This window comes from Nocardia sp. FBN12 (genome assembly GCF_054031145.1).
This window is the reverse complement of sequence record NZ_CM132926.1, coordinates 2,498,263-2,520,114: the sequence shown is the minus strand read 5'-3', so window position 1 is coordinate 2,520,114 and position 21,852 is coordinate 2,498,263. Positions and strand designations below refer to the sequence as shown.

At 65.9% G+C, this 21,852-nt stretch carries 19 protein-coding genes, 1 tRNA gene and 2 pseudogenes; 12 read left to right on the top strand and 10 right to left on the bottom strand.

Going from position 1 to position 21,852, the window contains the following annotated elements:
- Nucleotides 1–26 precede the first annotated feature (26 nt).
- Nucleotides 27–347 (bottom strand): hypothetical protein, encoded by a 321-nt coding sequence (locus ACWZHB_RS12215; RefSeq protein ID WP_427909400.1) that lies wholly within the window; start codon nucleotides 345–347, stop codon nucleotides 27–29.
- Here ACWZHB_RS12215 and ACWZHB_RS12210 point away from each other — a divergent pair.
- Both ACWZHB_RS12210 and ACWZHB_RS12205 read left to right on the top strand, forming a co-directional pair.
- Nucleotides 241–852: a fasciclin domain-containing protein gene (locus ACWZHB_RS12210; protein ID WP_427909145.1), complete on the top strand. Its 612-nt coding sequence runs from the start codon at nucleotides 241–243 to the stop codon at nucleotides 850–852. The two genes, ACWZHB_RS12215 and ACWZHB_RS12210, sit on opposite strands and share 107 nt — an antisense overlap.
- Before the next feature lie 54 nt (nucleotides 853–906).
- Nucleotides 907–1,401, top strand: coding sequence for a DUF6764 family protein (locus tag ACWZHB_RS12205; protein ID WP_427908049.1), 495 nt, complete (start codon nucleotides 907–909; stop codon nucleotides 1,399–1,401).
- 125 nt (nucleotides 1,402–1,526) lie between these two features.
- Here ACWZHB_RS12205 and ACWZHB_RS12200 read toward each other — a convergent pair whose 3' ends face one another.
- From ACWZHB_RS12200 to ACWZHB_RS12190, 3 genes and pseudogenes are all read right to left on the bottom strand, one after another.
- Nucleotides 1,527–2,825 carry a glycosyltransferase gene (locus ACWZHB_RS12200; protein ID WP_427908048.1) on the bottom strand — a complete coding sequence of 433 codons (1,299 nt, stop codon included), beginning with the start codon at nucleotides 2,823–2,825 and terminating at the stop codon, nucleotides 1,527–1,529.
- 27 nt (nucleotides 2,826–2,852) lie between these two features.
- The gene (locus ACWZHB_RS12195; RefSeq protein WP_427908047.1) at nucleotides 2,853–3,137 is read right to left on the bottom strand and encodes a DUF2867 domain-containing protein; all 285 of its coding nucleotides are present in this window, start codon (nucleotides 3,135–3,137) and stop codon (nucleotides 2,853–2,855) included.
- 118 nt (nucleotides 3,138–3,255) lie between these two features.
- A pseudogene (locus tag ACWZHB_RS12190) lies at nucleotides 3,256–3,570 on the bottom strand (DUF2867 domain-containing protein); the annotation flags it as partial.
- Nucleotides 3,571–4,066: 496 nt separating this feature from the next.
- Between ACWZHB_RS12190 and ACWZHB_RS12185 the strand changes: the two are divergent.
- Nucleotides 4,067–4,256, top strand: a pseudogene (locus ACWZHB_RS12185) (transposase); the annotation flags it as partial.
- A 188-nt stretch (nucleotides 4,257–4,444) separates the two neighbouring features.
- Here ACWZHB_RS12185 and ACWZHB_RS12180 read toward each other — a convergent pair.
- Complete coding sequence (locus ACWZHB_RS12180) at nucleotides 4,445–5,452, bottom strand: MerR family transcriptional regulator (protein ID WP_427908046.1); 1,008 nt, start codon at nucleotides 5,450–5,452, stop codon at nucleotides 4,445–4,447.
- Nucleotides 5,453–5,759: 307 nt separating this feature from the next.
- Between ACWZHB_RS12180 and ACWZHB_RS12175 the strand changes: the two genes are divergently transcribed.
- Nucleotides 5,760–6,776, top strand: a complete 1,017-nt coding sequence (locus ACWZHB_RS12175; RefSeq protein WP_427908045.1) for a recombinase family protein — start codon at nucleotides 5,760–5,762, stop codon at nucleotides 6,774–6,776.
- Here the strand turns inward: ACWZHB_RS12175 and ACWZHB_RS12170 are convergent.
- A tRNA-Leu gene (locus ACWZHB_RS12170) sits at nucleotides 6,755–6,842 on the bottom strand. The two genes, ACWZHB_RS12175 and ACWZHB_RS12170, sit on opposite strands and share 22 nt — an antisense overlap.
- A gap of 492 nt (nucleotides 6,843–7,334) precedes the next feature.
- Between ACWZHB_RS12170 and ACWZHB_RS12165 the strand changes: the two genes are divergently transcribed.
- Nucleotides 7,335–8,495, top strand: a complete 1,161-nt coding sequence (locus ACWZHB_RS12165; protein ID WP_427908044.1) for a serine hydrolase domain-containing protein — start codon at nucleotides 7,335–7,337, stop codon at nucleotides 8,493–8,495.
- Between the two features lie 98 nt (nucleotides 8,496–8,593).
- The gene (locus tag ACWZHB_RS12160) at nucleotides 8,594–9,850 is read left to right on the top strand and encodes a diguanylate cyclase domain-containing protein (RefSeq protein ID WP_427908043.1); all 1,257 of its coding nucleotides are present in this window, start codon (nucleotides 8,594–8,596) and stop codon (nucleotides 9,848–9,850) included.
- Between the two features lie 8 nt (nucleotides 9,851–9,858).
- On the opposite strand, the gene ACWZHB_RS12155 is transcribed toward ACWZHB_RS12160, so the two are convergent.
- Nucleotides 9,859–10,593 (bottom strand): ATP-binding cassette domain-containing protein, encoded by a 735-nt coding sequence (locus tag ACWZHB_RS12155; RefSeq protein WP_427908042.1) that lies wholly within the window; start codon nucleotides 10,591–10,593, stop codon nucleotides 9,859–9,861.
- 175 nt (nucleotides 10,594–10,768) lie between these two features.
- Here ACWZHB_RS12155 and ACWZHB_RS12150 point away from each other — a divergent pair, with 175 nt between their 5' ends.
- The 4 genes from ACWZHB_RS12150 to ACWZHB_RS12135 are packed head-to-tail and all read left to right on the top strand — an operon-like array spanning nucleotide 10,769 to nucleotide 15,239.
- Entirely contained in the window at nucleotides 10,769–12,139 is a 1,371-nt protein-coding gene (locus ACWZHB_RS12150; RefSeq protein WP_427908041.1) for an MFS transporter, read from the top strand.
- 46 nt (nucleotides 12,140–12,185) lie between these two features.
- Complete coding sequence (locus tag ACWZHB_RS12145) at nucleotides 12,186–12,845, top strand: response regulator transcription factor (protein WP_427908040.1); 660 nt, start codon at nucleotides 12,186–12,188, stop codon at nucleotides 12,843–12,845.
- A gap of 16 nt (nucleotides 12,846–12,861) precedes the next feature.
- On the top strand, nucleotides 12,862–14,325 hold the full coding sequence (locus tag ACWZHB_RS12140; RefSeq protein ID WP_427908039.1) for a sensor histidine kinase: 1,464 nt from the start codon (nucleotides 12,862–12,864) through the stop codon (nucleotides 14,323–14,325).
- A complete protein-coding gene (locus tag ACWZHB_RS12135; RefSeq protein WP_427908038.1) occupies nucleotides 14,322–15,239 on the top strand; it encodes a TAXI family TRAP transporter solute-binding subunit in 918 nt (305 codons plus the stop codon). Before ACWZHB_RS12140 ends, ACWZHB_RS12135 begins: the two co-directional genes overlap by 4 nt.
- A gap of 2 nt (nucleotides 15,240–15,241) precedes the next feature.
- On the opposite strand, the gene ACWZHB_RS12130 is transcribed toward ACWZHB_RS12135, so the two are convergent.
- Nucleotides 15,242–15,913 carry a TetR/AcrR family transcriptional regulator gene (locus tag ACWZHB_RS12130; protein WP_427908037.1) on the bottom strand — a complete coding sequence of 224 codons (672 nt, stop codon included), beginning with the start codon at nucleotides 15,911–15,913 and terminating at the stop codon, nucleotides 15,242–15,244.
- Nucleotides 15,914–15,989: 76 nt separating this feature from the next.
- Here ACWZHB_RS12130 and ACWZHB_RS12125 point away from each other — a divergent pair, with 76 nt between their 5' ends.
- Both ACWZHB_RS12125 and ACWZHB_RS12120 read left to right on the top strand, forming a co-directional pair.
- A complete protein-coding gene (locus tag ACWZHB_RS12125) occupies nucleotides 15,990–17,204 on the top strand; it encodes an acetyl-CoA C-acetyltransferase (protein WP_427909144.1) in 1,215 nt (404 codons plus the stop codon).
- A gap of 37 nt (nucleotides 17,205–17,241) precedes the next feature.
- Nucleotides 17,242–19,407, top strand: a complete 2,166-nt coding sequence (locus ACWZHB_RS12120) for a 3-hydroxyacyl-CoA dehydrogenase NAD-binding domain-containing protein (RefSeq protein ID WP_427908036.1) — start codon at nucleotides 17,242–17,244, stop codon at nucleotides 19,405–19,407.
- Between the two features lie 63 nt (nucleotides 19,408–19,470).
- Here ACWZHB_RS12120 and ACWZHB_RS12115 read toward each other — a convergent pair whose 3' ends face one another.
- Together ACWZHB_RS12115 and ACWZHB_RS12110 are read right to left on the bottom strand one after the other, a co-directional pair.
- Nucleotides 19,471–20,619, bottom strand: a complete 1,149-nt coding sequence (locus ACWZHB_RS12115; RefSeq protein ID WP_427908035.1) for an acyl-CoA dehydrogenase family protein — start codon at nucleotides 20,617–20,619, stop codon at nucleotides 19,471–19,473.
- 91 nt (nucleotides 20,620–20,710) lie between these two features.
- Entirely contained in the window at nucleotides 20,711–21,769 is a 1,059-nt protein-coding gene (locus ACWZHB_RS12110; RefSeq protein ID WP_427908034.1) for an AraC family transcriptional regulator, read from the bottom strand.
- Nucleotides 21,770–21,852: the final 83 nt, after the last annotated feature.

The window sequence follows — 21,852 nt, the reverse complement described above, 5'->3', positions numbered from 1 at the left end:
TGATAACCGCGCATGTTGGCGACCACTCAGCAACTTCTCGCAGTGACGGATGTTTCGCACAAGCCCGCATGATCGATCTCGGGTGGAGACTCCTCTTCGGCCGCTGGCGTGACCTGGACAAAGGTTCGATGAACGTCGGAAATCGTGGTGGCGAATCCCGCTGCCTCGTCGGAAGAGAAGAGAGTGAACGCGATGAGTATCAACGTACGAGTGAGCGTGGCAGGAGTAGGGGTGGTGGCGATGGCCTTGTTCGGCTCTGTGGCGTGTACGTCAGATGATTCGTCGTCGGACTCGGCGGCAACAACAACGGCGCAACCGATGTCGACAGAATCAATGGCACCGACCACGGGTGCCTCGGTCGGAGCGAATCTGGTGGGCCCGGGCTGCGCTGAGTATGCCGCGCAAGTCCCGACCGGTCCGGGGTCGGTGGAAGGCATGGCCAAAGAGCCGGTGGCAGTGGCGGCATCGAACAATCCGCTCCTGACCACCCTCACCGCCGCGGTGTCGGGCAAGCTGAATCCGCAGGTCAACTTGGTCGACACCCTCAACGGTGGCGAGTTCACGGTCTTCGCTCCGGTGGACGAAGCCTTCGCTGAGATCGACCCGGCCACCATCGAGAGCTTGAAGACCGACACCCCCACACTGGAGAAGATTCTCACCTATCACGTAGTGCCCGGCCGGATCGCGCCGAACGCCATCGCGGGCACCCAAACGACGGTGCAGGGTGGCACGGTGACTGTCACCGGCTCCGGTGACGACCTGAAAGTCAACGACGCGGCAGTGATCTGCGGTGGCGTCGATACTGCCAACGCCACTGTCTACCTGATCGATTCGGTTCTGATGCCGCAGTGAAGATCCGGTCGATATCTCGACGAGACGCAGTGAACAGCTCTAGAGGAGATTGAAATGAACAGTCACCACTACGGCCGAGCGGCAGGAGTCGGGTTCGGCGCGGCCATCGCGATTGCGGGTGTGATCGCGATGGCTCCGACTGCCGCCGCAGCGCCAGTTGAATGCCGAGTTCCCGGAGCGGGCACGATCGAGAATTCCTCGGACACTGCCCAATGCTCCGCGTCGAGCGTCGGCGGAAGCGCCGCCGCCGCGTTCGGACTCGACGGATCGGCTACGGCATCCACCGGGCCGCAGGGGCTTGCTCTGGCGCTCGGCATCGGCGGAGGTGCCGCGACATCGCAAGCACAGCGCCTTGCCGGGCCGGCCGCGATTGCGTTCGGTCAAGGATCCACCGTCGACGCTACCGGTGTTCGTCCCGGCTTGGCGCTCGGGATCGCGGGCCCGGGTGCGAACGTCACCATCGATGGGGTGACCAGACCGACCTGCACTGGTGGCCCCGCGCTCGCTGGGGACCTCCAGACGTTGAACGGATGCGTCTCCCTTGGATGAGGTCTTGCACGATCGGGTGAGCCGTAGATCCGACCTCGAATAGTCAGCTTCCCAAGCTGGGGTCGAGGACACCGTGCCCTGACGTGCTGTCTCCACTTATCGGTGCCGGTAAGTGGAGGCAACCCCTACTCGGCATCGGCCAGTGGAATCGGGTTGCCGGTGACCTCAGCGAGTGCATCGGCGATTGTTTTCAGTGGTGTTGCGGCGATGAAGTCGCGGCGTAGCTGGTGTGCTGAGGTGCGATAACTGGGGTCGGTTAAAATCCGATCGACTGCGGAGCGGATGACACCGGGTGTCGGATGTGCTGTGCCGAGGTTGATCCCGGTGTTGGTATGCGCAACGCGGGCTGCGACTTCAGCTTTGTCCGCGGTCTCTCCGGCGACGATTACAGGTATGCCGTAGCGGAGGGCGTGTTGCACGCCGCCGTACCCGCCATTGGTGATCACGAGATCCACCCTGGGCAACAGCTGTTCGTAGGACAGGTAATCGGTGAGATAGACGTTGTCTGGGATCGGCGTGCTGAGGGTGTGGATAGGCCCGCCGCCGGTCGTGGCGATGACAAGACAGTCGTCGCGGTCGGCGAGCGCGCGCAGGGTGGGTCCGATGAGCTGGTCGAGGTCGGTGTTGTCCCAGGTCCCTTGCGTGACGTGGATTATCGTTCGCGCGATGCCCAGCCGATCCGCCCAGGGCGGATCGCCTCGTTCGTCGGGTGCGGACGGGAAGATCTGGCCAGTGAACGTGACGGTGCCGGGCAGGTCGCTGCGGGGATATTCGAAGCTGGGCACGGTCAGTTGCAGCACTTTGTCAGCCAGTCGTGGCCAGTCGGCGAGGAAGACCGGCGACCGTGCGACACCGACCTGCTGCAGGGCTAGGTTGAGTCGCTTCTGCGTACTGGCGAACATGACCCGATGAACGAACCGGGTCATGTTGTCGTAGTTCACCGATTGCCGAGGCGGCCAGCCCATACCGAACGGTGGCGTATGGACGCTCGACAACGTCAGCGGACCGACGCCACACACCAGAATCGGCGGGCGGGGATGCCCTGCGAGCAGGTGCGCGAGCGCGCCGGTGAAGGCGAGATCGACCAGCACGGCGTCGATCGGTTCTCGGCGCAGGGCCTCTTCAAGCGCGTCGGATTGCGCAGTCAGTGGCGCGATGAACACCGACGACAGCTCGGCGCGTCCCCGCAGGTAGCGGCGAATCATCGGCGGAAGCCTGCTCGGTCGAGCGGGTGGTGGCGGGTGGATGTGCGCCTCTGGTGGCAGCACCGCGAATCGTAGTCCGGCTCGGTGGGCCTGGTCGCGGTAGTCGGCGCCGGTCAGCAGGCATACATCGTGGCCGCGGCGACGTAGATCGGCGCCGATGTGCAGCATCGGGATGACATGTCCGGCAATCGTGGCGGCGGCTAACAGGTAGCGAGCCAAGACATTCCTCCAGACTGTAGTTAAGCTTCAACTTGGCCTAGCCGCGCCGTCGGAGGAGGTGCGTTCGGCGGTTCCGGTGATGTTGCGGACCATGCCGCCGAACACGGCGTTGTGAAACGGTGTGATTGCCTTCCAGTAGAGGTGCCCGGCAAGTCCGTGGGGTTGGAATATCGCCCGCTGCCAGTAGCGGGAGCCCCCGTTCGGGTCGGGTTCGACGCCTGGTTCGAGCCATGCCAGTCCCGGGACCTGCATTTCGGCGCGAAGTCGCAGCAAATGGGGTCGGTCGATGTGTTCGACGCGCCACCAGTCCAAGGCTTCGCCCAGATGCAGGTGGTGTGGGTGGTTGCGGCCTCGGCGGTAAACCGACTCCGCCGGTGACTCGGTCGATCCAGCCGCGTAGTGACCAGGCGAGCGGAAATGAATACCAGCCGTTCTCGCCGCCGATGGATTCGATTACTGCCCAGAGGGTGTCGGGGTCTGCGTGGGAGTGGTGCTCGCGAAGATCCTCGTAGAGGGAGCCACTGGACCAAGCCGGGTCGGTGGGCAGCGGATCCGACGGCGCGCCGAAGGTGCTGGCGTCGGACCAGCGGGTGGGTACCTCGGCGTTGCGAATTCGAGTCAACGCCAACTCCACGGCACGTTCGTAGCGGGTGAGGCCTTCTGCGGGATCGGGGATGTGCACGGAGATATCGTGCTCGCCGCACACGACTTCATGGACGAGTGATTCTATGAGCGGAACGGCCATAGCACGCGGCACTGGGGTCACCAGGTTGACCCATTGCGCCGATAGCCATGGTGTGAGCACCGGGACCGGTAGCACTACTCGGTAGCCAGTTGCACCGAAAAACACACACCGCATGCGCGATCATCCCCTTTCGGTTGCGGATGCAGAGATCGGACAAGGGTGGCGGTCGCGGTCCGGCGCCTCGATATCTGCCAGATCCGCCAACCACGTGCCCACCACGACATCTATTGGCATCTCCGCATTCCTCTGACTCGAAGGACTCGCGCGGCGAGCGCCTTGCCTGGTCATGCTGGATGCATAAATGATTCATGATTTCGGCGGTTCGCGCATCCTTTCGCATGCAACCGCGCGTCGAGTCGGCATTGACGCGTATCGGTTTCCCGCAGGATGGAGCCTTAGAGGATGTCTCACGTCGTAGTCGGGTAGTCGCGATCTGACCGGAATCTGGTGTGGTGCATGATCTTCGGTCGTAACCGACAAATTGTCGTTGCGTTTGGTGCCCGATGAGCTGTGGGAGCTGGTCGCGCCGTTGTTGCCGGCGTTCTCACTCCGCCGCCAAGGCGGCGGGACCGCACCGACCGATGAACGGGCCGTGTTTCACCGCCGTGGTCTACGTGTTGACCAGCGGATGCGCGTGGCGGATGCTGCCACCCTCGTTCGGGGTCACAGTCCCGACCGTATTCAAGCTCTGTGGACGATCTGTTTCGGCAATATCGCGTGATCGCCACTCGGGCGATCGAGGTGCTGACCTCTCTAAACTGAATCCGATGGCTACCAGCGACGTTCCGTACGGCAGTCGGGGTGTGCGCGACGATCTCCACCTGGTGTGCGGCGGGTGTCGGGAGATGGCCGCAGGTTTGCTGTAGCGAGCTTCTCAGGCCGTATCAGGTCTGGTGGACCCGATCTCATGACGCGCGGGCGCGGGGTGAGCGATCCGATCTACCGCGTCGGCCAGCGTCGTGATCGGAATTGCTGCATCCGGCAGGATAATCGTGTCCCAGCCAGGTCCGCCGACGAACACTCGTGCTCCGGCAGAAGCGCAGGCGTGTATTGCCGATGTGAGCGCGGTGGACTCGTGCTGGGACCACAGTGCAACGTCGGGGCTGCGACCGGTGCGCGCGAGGGTGTTGGCGATGGCATCCGTGGGCATGTCGGCGCCCAGCATCCAGGTGCCTACACCGCGCTCGGCGAGCGCCGCCCGCAATGCCTCGAGCGGAAGTGCGTGGGTTTCTCCGCTCGTACATGCCAAAACCGCGGAATGACTGTCTGCGCGCACAGAGGTTGGGATGTAGCTGTGCAGAGCTGCTGTGATCGACCACGACAGCAGGTGTTCGATGTCGATGCAGCCCTCGCCGTCGAGCTGGCGCGTGACGATCGCGGTGAAGGCGGGGCGGCAGAGTAGGTCCCAGGTGTCGATGACTCCGAAGGCTTCCAGATGTGCTGTGAGGAGTGCAGACACTGTCCGGGTGTCGATAGCGAACACGGCCGTGAGCAGCGAGGTCCAATCGCCGCGTGTGGGAGTGGCGCGCCGCCTAGCCACCGACGCTGCCGCGCCGGCTGGACTCGCGCCCGCACGGATCTGGGTCAGCATGTGTTCCAGGTCGGCGATATCGGAGGCGTTGTAGAGGCGATGCTTCCCCGGCTGGTGATCGGTGGGGCCGATGCGGTATCGACGGTTCCAGCTGCGCAGGGTAGCGGTTGGTATGCCGACCCGCTCGGCGACCGCGCGTACCGTATACCCGGCCGCGTCGGAAGCGGGAGTGGAACCGGCAGGCATCGCTACAGTCTGCCTTGGAGCAACCGGGTTCGGAAATCTGTTGCCGCGATCAGGGGCGTCAAAGGGCGTGTGGGCTTTGGGGAGGGGCCGCAGGATCGAATGCAAGAGTGGCGGAATGCACTGGGGTGATCTATCTCTTGGCGGATGAAGTCCCGCGATACGGTCATGCATCGTTTCTGCATCATAAAATGATAGCCCGCAAACGGAGCAACGCAACGGGAGTTGTGCAATCGTCAGCGCAAGAGACGGGTGGACGGCGCAAACGCCACCGAAAACATCGACCGCTCTTTGCGTCCATCCCCGCGTGTGCGGTGACGTGGCCGTCTGGACTATGCCGCCCGCGCCCCGCGGGGATGGTCCATGATCGCGCGCGGGGTCTTCTCCCGCCATCTTGACGGCTCCGCAGGTTGCCATGGTCGTCGCCGGAGCAATTCCGTGCCCGTCGGCGCATCGTCGCGAGCAGAACAAGCATCGTGCCGGTGACGGCTGGCAGGGCTCTACGGTTGCAGCGATTCTGCAGAACCCGCGCTACACGGGCTATGCGATCTTCGGGCGTTGGAGCAAACGCGAAGAGTTGTTGGATCCCGACGACGTCGCCGCAGGGCATGTCGTCCGGTTCAAGCGTTCGCCCTCCGAACGCATCGTCAGGTCCCGTCGGCCAGCGCATCCGGCGATCGTTTCAGTCGAGACCTTCACTGAGGCAACGCTTCTGCGCCGCAAGCGGGCAGGGATGAGTAACCGTTCCCGCAGCCGGCTCGAGCGGACCAGGCCAATTCGCTCCGGTGGTATCTACCTGTTGCGGGGGCGGGTCTACTGCAGTGCCTGCGGCCGCAAGATGCAGGGCGAAGTGCTGCGGGGAGCCGTCTACTATCGTTGCCGCGCACGGAGTTTAGCTCCTGGCAGTGCGACTCAGCACGAGCATCCCCGGACGGTGAATCTGCGCGAGTCGCATCTCATCGAACCTGTCGACGGCTGGCTCGCGACCCTGTTCGATCGGAAGAATCTGGACACCACCGTTGCGGCATTCGTGGATGCCCAGAACGACGACGGCATCGATTCTCGCCGTCAGGCGTTGCGCCAACGTATGGGACAGGCGCAGATGAAGATCGGGCGTCATCTCGCGGCGATCGAAGCCGGGGTCGATCCTCAGGCTGTCGTTGAGGCACTGAATTCAGCTCAGGCGGAAAAGGCGGCTGCGGAGGTTGAGCTGAACAACCTTCCGAAGGTTGAGAGGCTGACTGACACTGAACTCCGCAAACTGATCGAGTCCTTGGGTGATGTCCGCGCGATTCTCGCTGCGGGTGCACCAGATCATAAGATAGAGCTCTACGCGTTTGAGCTCCAGGTGCGCTTTGCACACCTGGAGCATCGTGCAACTGTTAGTGCATCCCTGTGTGGGGATAGCACTGGTGTCCGGAGGGGGACTTGAACCCCCACGCCCTAATACGGGCACTAGCACCTCAAGCTAGCGCGTCTGCCATTCCGCCACCCGGACTTGCTGGTGTGCCAAAAGATTATCCGACGCGCTGTCGGAAACCAAATCGCCTGGCTGACCTGCTGTTTGTTCCGGTTCCGAGCACTCGTTTGGCACCGCGCGCAGCGCTCTCGCTCGTCCTCCCGTCGGGACCGACGCCGATCCCGGTCCCGGGCACCACTGTCGACGCGCTGGCCGCGCCGCGCGGATCCTCGTCGTGGCCCCGAGCGGCACCGGCTACTACTGGGCATCCACGTCATCAATGGGTTGCTGATTGATTTCTACCGGGTTCGACTGGGGGGAGTTAAGGTTGGATCGCGCGACATCACCCACTCCTGAGCAAACGCTGAACGGAGAATTATGGGACACCGGACGAGTATCGCAGTTTGTGTCGTGACCGCGGGATTGTTCATTGCCGCCGGCTGCGGGACGTCGTCGGATTCCGGCGGCGGAGCCACGAGTTCGTCGGTCGGTTCGGCGGTCGAACCCGCGTATGCCGCCACCCTAAGACCGGTGATTACCCAGCTGATGAAGGACAATGTCATCCCGGGCGCGGTCGTGGTCGTCAAATCGCCGAAGGAGGGCGATTGGACCGAGACGTTCGGCACCCGTGTCATCGGTGCGAACGACCCGATGTCGGTAGACGACTACTTCCGGATCGCGAGCAACACGAAGACGATGACGTCGACGGTCATCGTGCAGTTGGTGCAGGAGGGCAAGCTCGCACTCGAGGACCCGATCGCCAAATATTGGCCAGGTGTTCCGAACGGGGACGAGATCACTATCGCTCAGCTCTCCGAAATGCGAAGCGGGCTCTACAGTTACACTTTCGATCCGCAGTTCAACGCGATGCTCGACAGTGACCCGAACCGGGTGTGGACGCCAGAGGAGTTGCTCGCGATCGCCTTCTCGCACCCTGTCAATTTCGCCCCGGGGGCGAAATTCGATTACTGCAATACCAACATCATCCTGCTCGGGCTCGTGATCGAGAAGATCACGAAGATGTCAGCGGCCGAGAATTTCCAGAAGCGGATCTTCGAGCCGCTCGGTCTGAAACACACCTCGCTGCCTGCGGCGGCCGACCACTCGATCCCCGATCCGCACCCGCAGGGTTACGCGTTCGGCACCAATGTCTCCACTATCGACACGTTCGCCCTGCCGCCCGAGGAACAGGCCGCCGCTCTCGCGGGCACACTGCAACCCAGCAACGCCACCGACGCGAGCCCGTCGTGGACGTGGACGGCGGGTGCCGCGATATCGACGGTCGATGATGTGGCTACGTATGTGCGGGCACTGGTCGAGGGCGACCTACTCGACGAAAAGATGCAGCGAGTGCGCATGGACAGCATCCAGCCGATCGATCCGGCCGCTCCCGACGTCGCGGGCTACGGTCTCGGGATCGTCAGATTCGGCTTGCATCTGTTCGGACACGACGGTCAGATACCCGGATTCATGACGTTCATGGGCCATGACCCCGCGTCGGACCTCACGATCGTGGTCGCCACGAACCTGGCGACGGTGCCGTCGGGCGAGGGGTCGGCGCTGGTGCTGGTCAAAGGCATGCTGCCGGTTTTCTATGGCAACGAAGCGGTGCCAGGCAATCCGGCCGCGCCGACCACCGGCGCGACGACCTCGCCCACCAGCCCTGCCGGACCGACCACTACGGGCAGATGACCTCACGATGACACCCTGCTGATCCGATGTTCGCATGCAGTGAGGCAATCGTTGCTTTACTGCTCGAAAGAGTTCCGGAGTCCAGGGAGGTGATATCGATGGTGCCCGCTCGACGGTTCGCCCGACAATGGGCCGCGCAACTGGCTACGGTGGCGACCCTGGGACGTGGAGAAGACGAGCTCGTCGACATCCTCGAAGATCTCCTGGCCCGGCTGCTGATCTCGCTGGCCAACCCCGCCTGGGATCCGACCATCGGTGAGAATCTCGGGATCGCGGTCGCCGATCTGGGTTTCCGGTCTCCCGCCGCCATCGACGCTTCGCTGCCGACCCTGCGTGAAGTCTGCGTGCACGCCGGCGTGACACCGGAGGTGCTGACGAGCCTGGCCTCGCGATTCGGTCTCGGCATCGGGCGCAGTCTCACCTCCGAGTCGGTGACCGCGCACGCCGCCGACGGGTTCGAGATCGCGTTCCGGCACGCATCGGTGGCCATCTCCATCGGCGATTCCCGGGGCCGCATCATCGACGCCAATCCGGCCTTCGAACGCTTGCTGGGGTACCCGCTCGACCACCTACGGGGACTCGACGGCTTCGACCTGGCCGGTGACACCGCCGAGGTCGAACGCCAACGTATTTTCGCCGAGCTCGCCGGGAACGATTCGGGCACCGTGCGGTTCGAGAGCGAACAGACCCGGCCCGACGGTTCCACGAGGTGGGTCGGCTGGACCGTCACCCACTGCCTCTCGGACGACGGCGAGCGGACCTACCTGCTCGGCTTCGGCCAGGACCTCACCGAGCAGCACACCGCGGCGCAACGGCTGCACTGGCAGGCCCACCACGACCCGCTCACCGGACTGACCAACCGGCGTGGTCTCCACACCGAGCTGCACTCGCTCATCGGCGCCGCCGCCGCCGGTGCGAGCGCGGCGGTGTGCGCGCTCGACGTCGACGGGTTCAAAGCGGTCAACGACACCTACGGACATGCCGTGGGCGACCAGATCCTCGTCGAGCTCGCCGAACGCCTGCGGCGATGCCTGAGCACCGATCAGGAGGTGCTCGCTCGCCTCGGTGGGGACGAGTTCATCGTGGTACTCCCGCCCTCGGCCGTCGACCGGACCCGCGAGACCGTCGATCTGCTCCACGCCGCGGTCGTCGAGCCGTTCGCCCTCCCGGGCGGACCGGTATCGGTGTCGGTCAGCATCGGCGCGGTGGTGACTCCTTTGGCAGGCAGGCGCGTTCCCGACTTGCTCGCCGAGGCCGACGAGTGCCTCTATCAGGCCAAAGCGCTGGGCAAGAACCGGTGGATCCTGCGCACTGACCCGGAACCGGGATCGACGGAAAGTTCCTCACGCCGGTAGCCGTTCGGTCAGCGGCTCGCGCCGAGGATGGCCCGCACGAAGGTGTCGGTGGATTCGGTCAGCTCCGCCGTGGTGCCCGCGGCGAGGACCCTGCCCTCGTGCAAGATCACGAGCCGGTCGGCGAAGCCGCCATGGGCGAGTACCTGGACTTCGTTGCTGACAACGAGAACCGCCGCCCCGGAGTCGGCGTACTCGCGCAGTGATCTCCACACCTCGTATGCCGTTCCCACATCGAGGGAATTGGTAGGTCCATCCGCGATGAGGACGGGTGGCGCGGGCAGTAGCGCGGCGGCGAGTGCGGCGCGTTGGATCTGGCCTCCTGAATGTTGCTGGGGGAGCAGGTCCAAGGTGTCGGTGGGATACTGCGCCGCTGCGCAGGCCCGCTCGATACTCCACGCTCGGTGCCGTTGCTGCAGCGTCTGCAACTGTGCACCCACTGTCGTGTCGGGGTCGAAGGCTGTCACACCTTCTTGCGGCACATAGCCGACGATGCGTTCACGCAGCGCGTGCCAGTGCTGACCGTCGACGGCTGCGCCGTTGATCGAGATGAGTCCCTGGTGCCGCGCGGTTGCTGGCAATCGGCCGGTGAGCGCCGAGGCGAGGATCGTCTTCCCGGCGCCGGGTCCGCCGAGCACGGCGGTGATCCGGCCTGCGGGTACGGCGAGATCCACGTCTGCGAGCACGGTTCCGCTCCAGCGGCCGGTGTCGATGTGGACGGTGAGGCCGGACAGTTCAGCGGTCATGGATCAGCTTTCTGGATGGCATCCACCCATTGTGCGGCTGCGGCCGATCAGGGTGGGTCGCCCGATCGTCCTAAGGGAAGGTTAGGAACTGCCCATGCGGCTTCCTTTTGGCTTGTGACAGCCGACACAGTGGTCTGCGACGGTGCAAAGCCGCGCCGATAGAGGAGGGTCCAAGGTGACAACGACACAGGCCGGTGGTGAACGGCGAGTAGTAGCGAATGTGCTGCGCGGCTCGATCGGCAATCTCGTCGAGTGGTACGACTGGTACGTCTACGCCGCGTTCAGCGTGTACTTCGCGAAGGCGTTCTTCCCGGACGGCGACCCCACCGCGCAGCTGCTGTCGACGGCAGCGGTGTTCGCGGTCGGGTTCATCATGCGCCCGATCGGCGGCTGGGCGCTCGGACGCTACGCCGACCGGTTCGGTCGCCGCGCCGCGCTCACCCTGTCGGTGACCGTGATGGCCGCGGGGTCGCTGATGATCGCGGTGACTCCCGGGTTCCAGACAATCGGCATCGCGGCGCCGGTGTTGCTGCTCATGGCGCGGCTGCTGCAAGGACTCTCGGTCGGCGGCGAGTACGCCACCAGCGCCACCTACCTGTCGGAGGTGGCCTCCCCGGGGCGGCGCGGGTTCTACTCGAGCTTCCAGTACGTGACGCTGGTCGCGGGCCAGCTCGTCGCGCTCGGCGTGCAGATCATCCTGCAGCAGATGCTCTCGTCCGAGCAGATGTACAGCTGGGGCTGGCGTATTCCGTTCCTGATCGGTTCCGGTGGCGCGATCGTGGTGATGCTGCTTCGACGCGGCATGGACGAGTCGGACTCGTTCAAGGCCATGGAGAAGACATCCGAAACAGGCAAGGCGGCCGCGGGCAGTTCACGTGGTTCGCTGCGGGTCCTGCTGCAGTACCCCCGCGAATGCCTGCTGGTGGTCGGCCTGACCCTGGGTGGAACCGTGGCGTTCTACACCTACACGACCTACATGCAGAAGTTCATGATCAATACCTCGGGCATCTCCAAGGACACCGTGGCCTGGATCAACTTCGTCGCGCTGCTGGTCTTCGTGGTGCTCCAGCCGATCGCGGGCGGTCTGTCGGACCGGGTCGGGCGACGCAAGCTGCTGATCTTCTTCGGTGTCGCGGGCACTGTGCTGACGGTGCCGATCATGACGGCGCTCGCGCACACGTCCAACCCGCTCGCGGCCTTCGGCCTGATGATGACCGCACTGGTGATCGTCACCGGCTACACCTCGATCAACTCGATCGTGAAGGCCGAGCTGTTCCCCACCAAGATCCGGGCACTCGGCGTCGGCCTGCCGTACGCGCTGACTGTCGCCATCTTCGGTGGAACCGCCGAGATGATCGCCCTCGCGCTGAAGAAGGCGGGCCTCGAGTCCCTGTACTTCTTCTACGTCGCCGGGTGTATCGCGATCTCCCTGCTCACCTACTACTTCATGCGGGAGACGTCGGCCGAGTCGACCATCGACGCCGAAAGCGGCGTCGACGCGGAGGCAGTCGAGCCGGATCGGGCGATGGCCGCCGTGCGTGGCTGACCGTCCGGAATACGCGCCGGTCCTTCCGCTATGGGAGGATCGGCGCGTGCGGCTTGCGGTGGTCGAGGACGACGACGGTGTGGGCGACGCCCTGGTAGAGGCGCTCACCGCGCGCGGCTACCGGGCCGAGCGCATGCGCCGTGGCGCCGATCTGCTCATCGCCCATCGTGACTACGACGCCGTGCTCCTCGACCTCGGACTGCCCGACGCGGACGGGCTCCAGGTCCTGCGGCAGCTGCGCGAGGTCAGCGCAGTCCCGGTGCTGATCCTGACCGCCCGCAGCGATGAGCGCTCGATCGTGCGCGGGCTGCGCGGCGGCGCCGACGACTATGTGGTCAAGCCACCGCGGATCGCCGAGCTGATGGCGCGGTTGGAGACCGTGCTGCGCCGGGCCGCGGCCGTCGCCCAGCGGGCCAGGACGGAGGTCGTCACCGGTGATGTCCGGGTGGATCTGCGCGCCAGGGTCGTCGAGGTGGCCGGTACGCCGATCTCGCTCACGCAGAAGGAATTCGAGCTGGTCGAGGTGCTGGTGGAACGCCCGGGCGCCGCGGTGAGCAGGCAGCAGCTGATGGACCGCATCTGGGGCGACGCGTTCGTCGCGGTCTCGCGCTCGCTCGATGTCCACATGACCGGGTTGCGCGCCAAGCTGAACCGGCCAGGACTGATCACCACCATTCGCGGCTATGGCTATCGGTGGGGCGAGTGAGCGCCGGAGGCCGGGCATGCGCCGCAGACTGCTGACGGCGCTCACCGTCTTCGCGGCGCTCGCGGTGCTGGCCTTCGCGGTGCCGTTGTCACTGACCGTGGCCACCAGCCGGACGCAGCAGTTGGTGCTCGGCCGTTCCGGCGACGCCGACCGATTCGCGACCCTCGCCGGCGCGGCGGCGTCGGCGGGTGGGACGCAGGCGCTCGCCGACGAGGTCGGTCGCTATCACGAGCTGTACGGGGAGAACGTACTGGTCGTCGATGCGCGCGGGGCACCGATCGTCAATGCTGGGGTCGAGGTGAGCGATCCGGGAATCAGCGCCGCGGTGGCGGCGGCTCGCCGCAATCAGCGCCCGCAGCAGGCGGATCGGCTGACGCCGTGGAGCGCGCCGGTGATGCTCATCGCGCGCCCTGTCGGCACCGGGGTGCAAGTGAACGGCGCCGTCGTGATCGAGGCGTCGACCGCCGCGGCGCGCTCGTCGATCGCCCGGATGTGGGCCGTGATCGCGGTGGGCGGGCTCGGCGCAATGGGATTGTTCATCCTGTTGGCGCTGGTGCTGAGTCGATGGGTGCTGCGGCCGCTGGCCGCGATGTCGGGGGCGGTCGCCGAACTCACCGCGACCCTGCCGAAGCCACGTGGCCGCGCCCCGATAACCAGAAGATACGGCGGCCCACCTGAGATTCGCGACCTTGCCGAATCGGTCGACGCCATGGCCACCGCCGTCGGCGACTCCGCCGACGCGCAGCATCAGCTCGTCGCCGATACCGCGCATGCCATGCGAAACCCACTCGCCGCCTTGACGATTCGTCTCGACTCGCTGGAATCGGCCGTCCCGGAACGCGCCACGGGGACCTTCCGCGGGGCGACCGTGGAGGTGGAACGGCTGACCGCGCTCCTCGACGACCTGCTGGAACTGGCTGTGGCCCAAGCGCCCGCGGCTTTCGGCACCGCGGCGTCCGCCGAGGAATTCTGTGACCCGGCGCAGGTCGCGGCCGACCGAATCGACGCGTGGGCGCCGGCGTTCGACGAGGCAGGGATGCGATTGACCACGGCACCCGCCGAACCCCGATCCGGCGAGACCGTCGCGGCGATTCCTGCTCGGCCTGCCAGTGGCGAGATAACCGGCAGTCGCCCCTCGGCGGCGATCAGCTCGGCGGCTCTCGCGCAGATCCTCGATGTGGCGCTGAGCAATTCGTGTCGATACGCGGGATCCGGTGCACGCACCGTCGTCGAAGTGTCGGCCGATCCCGGATGGGTGACGGTCCGGGTCACCGATGACGGGATCGGCGCCGCGCCGGACGAACTCGACAAACTCACCGCCCGGTTCTACCGCGGTTCGACGGCGGTCGCGGGCGGTACCGGGCTGGGCCTGTCGATCGCGCAGGCGTTGGCCAAGGCGTGGGGCGGGACTTTGACAGTCGAGGCAGTGCGGCCGCACGGGCTCGCCGTGGCGGTCCGAGTACCCGAGGTGGCGCGATGAGCGCGCCGATCTCGCGTCGCCGGATGATGGCACTGGCCGCGTTCGCCTCGATGGGTGCGTTCGGATGCGGCGCGAACGACCGTGCGACCGTACGACTGGCCTCGGGCGAGGACGGCGGTTTCTACTACGCCTTCGCGCGACTGCTGGCTACCGCGGCCGCGAACAACACCGACGATCTGCGCATCGAAACGGTGGAAACCGCTGGATCGCAACAGAATCTGCGGATGGTCGCCGACGGCGAGGTCGACACGGCACTGGCGCTCGCGGATTCGGCGAGTGACTTCGGTGGCCGGGTGGTGGCGCTCGGTCGCGTGTACGAGAACTATCTGCAGCTGGCGGTCCGCACCGACGGTCCGATCGCCGAGGTCGGCGACCTGCGTGGACGCCGGGTCAATCTGGGCGCCGCGGGCTCGGGAGCCGCGTTGACCGGTCAGCGGCTGCTCGCGACCGCCGGGCTCGATCCGGTCGACGTCCTGGTCGAGCACCGACCCCTCCGTGAGGCCGCCCAGGCGCTGACGGACGGCACCCTCGACGCGTTGCTGTGGGCAGGCGGCGTGCCGACCGGTGCACTCACCGTGCCCGATCCGATGCGCCTGATCGACCTCGGCGCCCTCGTCACACCGATGCGCGAACGGTACGGTCCCGTCTACGACCAGGTCGCCATCCCCGCCGACGCCTATCCGGGCAGCCCGGCGGTCCACACCATCGGCGTGGCCAATCTCCTGCTCGCCGCCGCGACCCTGCCCGACGAGACAGCGGCCGCCATCGTCGAACTGCTGGTCCGGCGTGCCGATTCGCTTGTCCCCGCCGAGGCCGCGGGCACCCAGTTTCTCGACAGTCGATTCCTGATCGGCACCGGAACGGTCCCGCTGCACCCCGGCGCGGCCGAGGTCTACCGCCGCTGGCACGGCTGACGCTAGGTGAGCCGGCTGGGTTCGGACCGCCGCAGGTGACTTTCGGGTCCCAGAATCTGGTCGACGACCACGAGGAAGATCTCGGTCGACTCGTCGACGAGCTCGTCGCGCGTCAGGTCGAGAGTTCCGTTGAGCCAGCCGTACACGGTCTCGTACAGCCCGCCGACGAGGTGCATGGCGGCGAGCTCACCGTAAGCGCCTGCGGCCGTTCGGTTCTCGGGGCTGAGCTGCTTACTCACGGTCGCCAGCACGAGGGCGGCGAAAGTGCGAATCGTCGCCGTGCGGCGGGTGTTGAGGACGGGGTTGAGCTGGGCTTCGGTGAAGGCGATGCGGATCAGGCGGGGATCGTCGGCGACCATTTGCAGGCCGGCGGCGATGGCCGCGTGCACCTTGTCGCGCAGGGGATCGGGGGCGGCGCGCACCCGCTCGGCGATCAGTGCGGTCAGCTCACCGATCACCTGGTCGTAGATCTCGGTGACGACGGCGTCCAGGTTGGTGAAGTTCTCGTAGAAGTATCGCTCGGTCAGTCCGGCCTGGCGGCAGAGGCCGCCGACGGTGAGCCGAGCCGAGCCCTGGGTGCCGACGATCTCCCTGGCGGCCTCCAGGAACGTGATCCGGCGCTGCGCGCGCCGCTGTTCGGCGGGCACGCCCGCGTACGCGCGATCCTTGACCATGCGCCGAGTCTGCCACAACGCCTTGTCAGATTTCCAAATCTGCTGCATCCTATTGTCAGATTCGAGCGAGGAGAGAATCATGACCGAGGCATTCATCTACGAGGCGATCCGCACGCCGCGTGGGCGTGGCAAGAAGACCGGCGCTCTGTACGGCGTGAAGCCGCTCGACCTGGTGGTCGGGCTGATCGACGAACTGAAAACCCGTCATCCCGGGCTCGACCCGGCGGCGGTCGACGACATCGTGCTCGGCGTGGTCTCCCCGGTCGGCGACCAGGGCGCCGATATCGCCAAGACCGCCGCGCTCGCCGCCGGGCTGCCCGACACGGTCGCCGGCGTGCAGCTCAACCGGTTCTGTGGTTCGGGCCTCGAGGCCGTGAACACCGCGGCGCAGAAGGTGCGATCGGGCTGGGAACAGCTGGTGATCGCCGGTGGCGTGGAGTCGATGTCGCGGATTTCGCTGGGCTCCGATGGTGGCGCGTGGGCGATGGACCCGGTCACCAACTACAACACCTACTTCGTGCCGCAGGGTGTCGGCGCGGATCTGATCGCCACGATCGAGGGCTTCACCCGTGAGGATGTCGACGCCTTCGCGGTGCGGTCGCAGCGCAAGGCCGCTGCTGCCTGGTCGGGTGGCTATTTCGCCAAATCCATTGTGCCGGTGAAGGACATCAACGGCGCGGTGCTGCTCGATCACGACGAGTTCATGCGCCCCGATACCACGGTGGAGAGCCTGGCCGGGTTGACCCCGTCGTTCGCGGCGATGGGGGAGATGGGCGGCTTCGACGCCGTCGCCATGCAGCGCTACCACCATGTCGAGAAGATCGACCATGTGCACCACGCGGGGAACTCCTCGGGAATCGTGGACGGTTCGGCGCTGGTTTTGGTCGGCAGCGAATCCGCCGGTGTCGCAGCGGGTCTCACTCCGCGCGCCCGGGTGGTCGCCTCCGCGGTGAGTGGTGCCGATTCCACGATCATGCTGACCGGGCCGGTCCCGGCGACCGAGAAGGTGCTGGCGCTGGCCGGGCTCAGCGTCGATGACATCGACCTGTTCGAGCTCAACGAGGCCTTCGCGTCGGTGGTGCTCAACTTCCAGAAGAAGCTGAACATCCCCGACGAGAAGCTCAACGTCAACGGCGGCGCCATCGCCATGGGCCACCCGCTGGGCGCCACCGGCGCGATGATCACCGGAACCATGGTCGACGAGCTCGAGCGCCGGGGAGCGCGCCGCGCGCTGATCACGCTGTGCATCGGCGGTGGCATGGGCATCGCCACCATCATCGAGCGCGTCTGAGCGTCGGACTCCGAGACCGAAGGAACAACGAAAAGCGATGACTGACAACATGATTTCCTGGGATCTGGGTGCCGATCGGGTGCTCGTGCTCACGATGGACGACCCGAACCAGTCGACCAACACGATGACCGAGGCGTTCGCGCGTGACCTCACCGCGACCGTCGATCGGCTCGAGGCCGAGAAGGACACCTTCGACGGCGTCGTCCTCACCTCGGCCAAGGACACCTTCTTCGCCGGTGGTGACCTGAACCTGCTGATGAACGCGACACCGGAGTCCGCACCGCAGATCGCGCTCGGACTGGACACCTACAAGGCGGCATTCCGTCGGCTGGAGACCCTCGGTAAGCCGGTGGTGGCCGCGATCAACGGCACCGCGCTCGGCGGCGGGTTCGAGGTCGCGTTGGCCACCCATCACCGGATCGCGATCGACGTCAAGGGCAGCCTGCTCGGCCTGCCCGAGGTCACTTTCGGGCTGCTGCCCGGCGCGGGTGGTGTCACCCGGACGGTTCGGCTGCTCGGTATCACCAACGCGGTGCTCAACGTCGTCGGCCAGGGCCAGCGGATGAAGCCCGCGAAGGCGTTGCAGGTCGGCATCATTCACGACGTCGCCACCACTCGCGAGGAGATGTTCGACAAAGCCCGCGCCTGGATCGCGGCCAACCCCGAGGCCGCGCAGCCGTGGGATGTGAAGGGGTACAAGATCCCCGGCGGCACGCCGTCGAGCCCGGCGGTGGCGGCGAACCTGCCCGCGTTCCCCGCGAATGTGCGCAAGCAGCTCAAGGGTTCGCCGATGCCCGCACCGATCGCGGTGCTGGCCACGGCGGTGGAGGGTGCGCAGGTCGATATCGAGACCGCGTTCGCGATCGAGACCCGCTACTGCACCAACCTGATCTGCGGCCAGGTCTCGACGAACATGATCAAGTCGCTGTTCTTCGATCTGGGCACGATCAACAAGGGCGGCAGCCGCCCCGAAGGCTTCCCCGTGCGCACGCCGGAGAAGGTCCTCGTGCTCGGCGCGGGCATGATGGGCGCGGGCATCGCCTATGTGCAGGCCCGCGCCGGCATGCAGGTCGTGTTGAAGGACGTCACCATCGAGGCGGCCGAGCGCGGAAAGGCCTACTCGCGCAAGCTGCTCGACAAGGCACTCCGCAAAGGCGCGATCACCCAGGACAAGTACGACGAGATCCTCGGCCGCATCCACCCGACCGCCGATCCGGCCGATGCCGCGGGATGCGACTTCGTCGTCGAGGCGGTGTTCGAGGATCCGGGTCTGAAGAAGAAGGTGTTCGGCGAGATCGAGCACCTGGTGAACGCGGACGCGCTTCTCGGGTCGAACACCTCGACCCTGCCGATCACCGACCTGTCCACCGGCGTGAAGCGCCCGAAGGATTTCATCGGACTGCACTTCTTCTCCCCGGTGGACAAGATGCCGCTGGTCGAGATCGTCGTCGGCGACGAAACCAGCGACGAGGCGATCGCCCGTGCCGTCGATTACACCCTCGCCATCAAGAAGACCCCGATCGTGGTCAACGACAGCCGCGGCTTCTTCACCAGCCGGGTGATCGGCCAGTTCATGGACGAGGCGATCTCGCTGGTCGCCGAGGGCGTGCATCCGGCCTCGGTCGAACAGGCCGCCACCCAGGCCGGGTACCCGGTCGGTGCGCTGGCGCTGGCGGATGAGATCAATATGAAGCTGGCGCAGAAGATTCGGCGCAGCCTGAAGGAGAACTTGCTCGCCGAGGGCAAGAACTGGGTCGACTCGAAGGCGTACCCGCTCGTCGACGCGATGGTCGACGACTTCGAGCGCCCGGGCAGGCTCGAGGGTCGCGGCTTCTACGAATACGAAGCCGACGGCAAGAAGCTCGGCCTGTGGCCGGGGCTGGTCGAGAACTACACCCGCGACGATCACGGCATCGCGTTCATCGACATGCAGGAACGGATGCTGTTCGCCGAATCCCTCGATACCGTGCGGTGTTTCGACGAGGGCGTGCTGCGCACCGTGCCGGACGCGAACATCGGGTCGATCTTCGGCATCGGGTTCCCGGCGTGGACCGGCGGCGTGATCCAGTACATCAACCAGTACGCGGGTGGCTTGGCCGGATTCGTCGCGCGGGCCGACGAGCTGCGGGCCGCCTACGGCGACCGGTTCGAGGTCCCGGAGTCGTTGCGGGTCAAGGCCGCTGCCGGCGAAACCCTCGGCTGACTGTCATGACAGAACCCCCGTCGCCCGGTAACCCCGGGCGGCGGGGGTTCTGTGCTGAAGCGGCTACAGGGATCGGGCGATCAGTTCCTTCATGATCTCGTTCGTTCCCGCGAGAATGCGAAGCACGCGCGCACTGGTGAAGATCTCCGAGATCGGGTACTCGGTCATGAATCCGTATCCACCGAACAGTTGCAGGCACCGGTCGGCGACCACGCTCAACTGATCGGTGAGCCAATATTTGGCCATCGACGCCGTTGCCACGTCGAGTTCGCCGACCAGATGCTTGGTGAGGCAGTCATCGAGGAAGACGCGACTGATTCTGGCGACGGTGGCGCACTCGGCGAGCTCGAACTTGGTGTTCTGGAAGGCGAGCAGCGATTTTCCGAACGCTTGCCGATCCTTGGTGTAGGCGACGGTCATCGCGACCGCGGCCTCCATCGACGCCACGGCCATCACCGCGCAGACGAGTCGCTCCTGCTGGAGCAGCTTCATCATCTGATAGAAGCCCTGGCCCTCGGCCTCGCCGAGCAGATTGCCGACTGGCACCCGCAGGCCGTCGAAGAACAGCTCGGCGGTGTCCTGGCCGGTGCCACCGATCTTGGACAGGGTCCGCCCGCGAGTGAAGCCGGGGGTGTCGTCACCGACCTCCGCGACGATGAGCGACACCCCGGCGGCGCCCTTGTCCGGGTCGGTCTTGGCGGCGATGATGACCGCGTCACAGAGCGCGCCGTTGCTGATGAACATCTTCGAACCGGTGATGACGTACTCGTCGCCGTCGCGCACCGCCTTGGTCTGAATGTTCTGCAGATCCGATCCCGTTCCCGGTTCGGTCATCGCGATCGAGAGCAGGCACTCGCCGCTGACCACCTTGGGCAGCAGGCGCGTCTTGAGCTCCTCGGAGGCGAACTCGACGAGATAGGGCGCGATGATCCCGGAGTGGATCGCCAGGCCCATGGAGGTGTCGCCTGCCCTCGATTGGGCCTCGATGATCGCCGCCTCGTGGGCAAACGTGCCGCCTCCGCCGCCGTACTCTTCCGGCACGGAGGGCGCCAGCAGCCCGAGCTTGCCCGCTTTCAGGTAGAGGTCACGGTCGGGGTGCCCCTGCTGCTTGTACCGCTCGGCGCCAGGAAGCACCTCCTTCTCGAAGAACTTCGTCGCGAGTTCGCGAACGGCCTCGATCTCATCGTCTACCCAGCCCGCTTGTGCGGTCATCCGTGCCTCCCAGGACGCAATCTGCCTCAATCTGCGGAAACAGATTGTCAGATATATTGGCAGAACGTCAATAGTGCGCGGGTTGTCGTGCTCAGCGGCGACCCCAGGTGCGCCGGTAGGCGGCCGGAGTGGTGGCCGTCCAGCGCTTGAAAGCGCGGATGAAGGGGCCTGCCTCCGTGTAGCCGAGCCGTGCGGCGATCTCCTCGACCGCGAGTGTGGTGGCGACCAGCATGTCCTCGGCTAGACCGTGCCGTGCCTCGTCGAGCAGGATGCGGTAGCTGGTCCCGTCCGCGGCGAGATGTCGTCGTAAGGTGCGGCCGGTGATGCCGAGGTCGTGGGCGACCCTGTCCAGCGACGGCGGTGTCGCGATCCCCGCGGTGCCGATGCCCGCCAGCAGATGGTCGCGAACCTCGGCCGCTATCCCGGTGCGAGTGCTCCGGCGGTCGATCAGCTCACGGCATTGCGCCAGGCACAGGGCCAAAGTGGCCTGATTCGCCTGTGGCAGTGGCTGGTTCAGAGTTTCGGCGGTGATCGTGATGCTGGTTTCGGCCTGCCCGTAGCGGGGGAGTACACCCAGGATCGTGGCGATGTGGTCGCCGTAGCCGGGTTCGGGGAACGCGAACCGCGCCTGGTGGATATCCACCGGTCGGCCGAGGAGGTCGGCGAGCACCCGATGCATCGCGAAGGTGTCGCGTTCGACGAGGAATTGCCGGACATCATCAGGTATCCGATCGTGTCGGATCCGGGCAACCATCCGCTGGTCGTGAATTTCCACGACCGGTGTGCAGAAGGCGAAGCTCAACTGAAAGTAGCTCAGCGCCAAGGAGATCGCCTCGCCGAGGGTGGGGCTGGTGATCCAGGCGTAGCCATAGATGCCGAAGGCGCTGATGCGATAGCTGCGACCCACCTCGATGCCGAGCGCGGGCCGGGTGCCGAGTTCGCGTAGCAGATTGCGAACCACCAGCAATTCGGTCCGGGCATCGATCTGGCGGTCGGCGGAGTCGAGGTCGGCGACGGACAGGCCGGTACCGGCGAGGATCGACGTGGCGTCGGCGCCGTGCTCGACCGCGAACCGGTTCATCACGGCGACACTGGCGACACCGCGGGGGAAGTCCCATGTGTCCACTGCCGGCTCCTGTCGTGTGCGCATGTCTCGATTATGGCCTGAAATGTCAATTTTCTGTCCGCGGGCATCCTCGTCACCGCCTCGACGGCGACCTACCGTTGACCGGA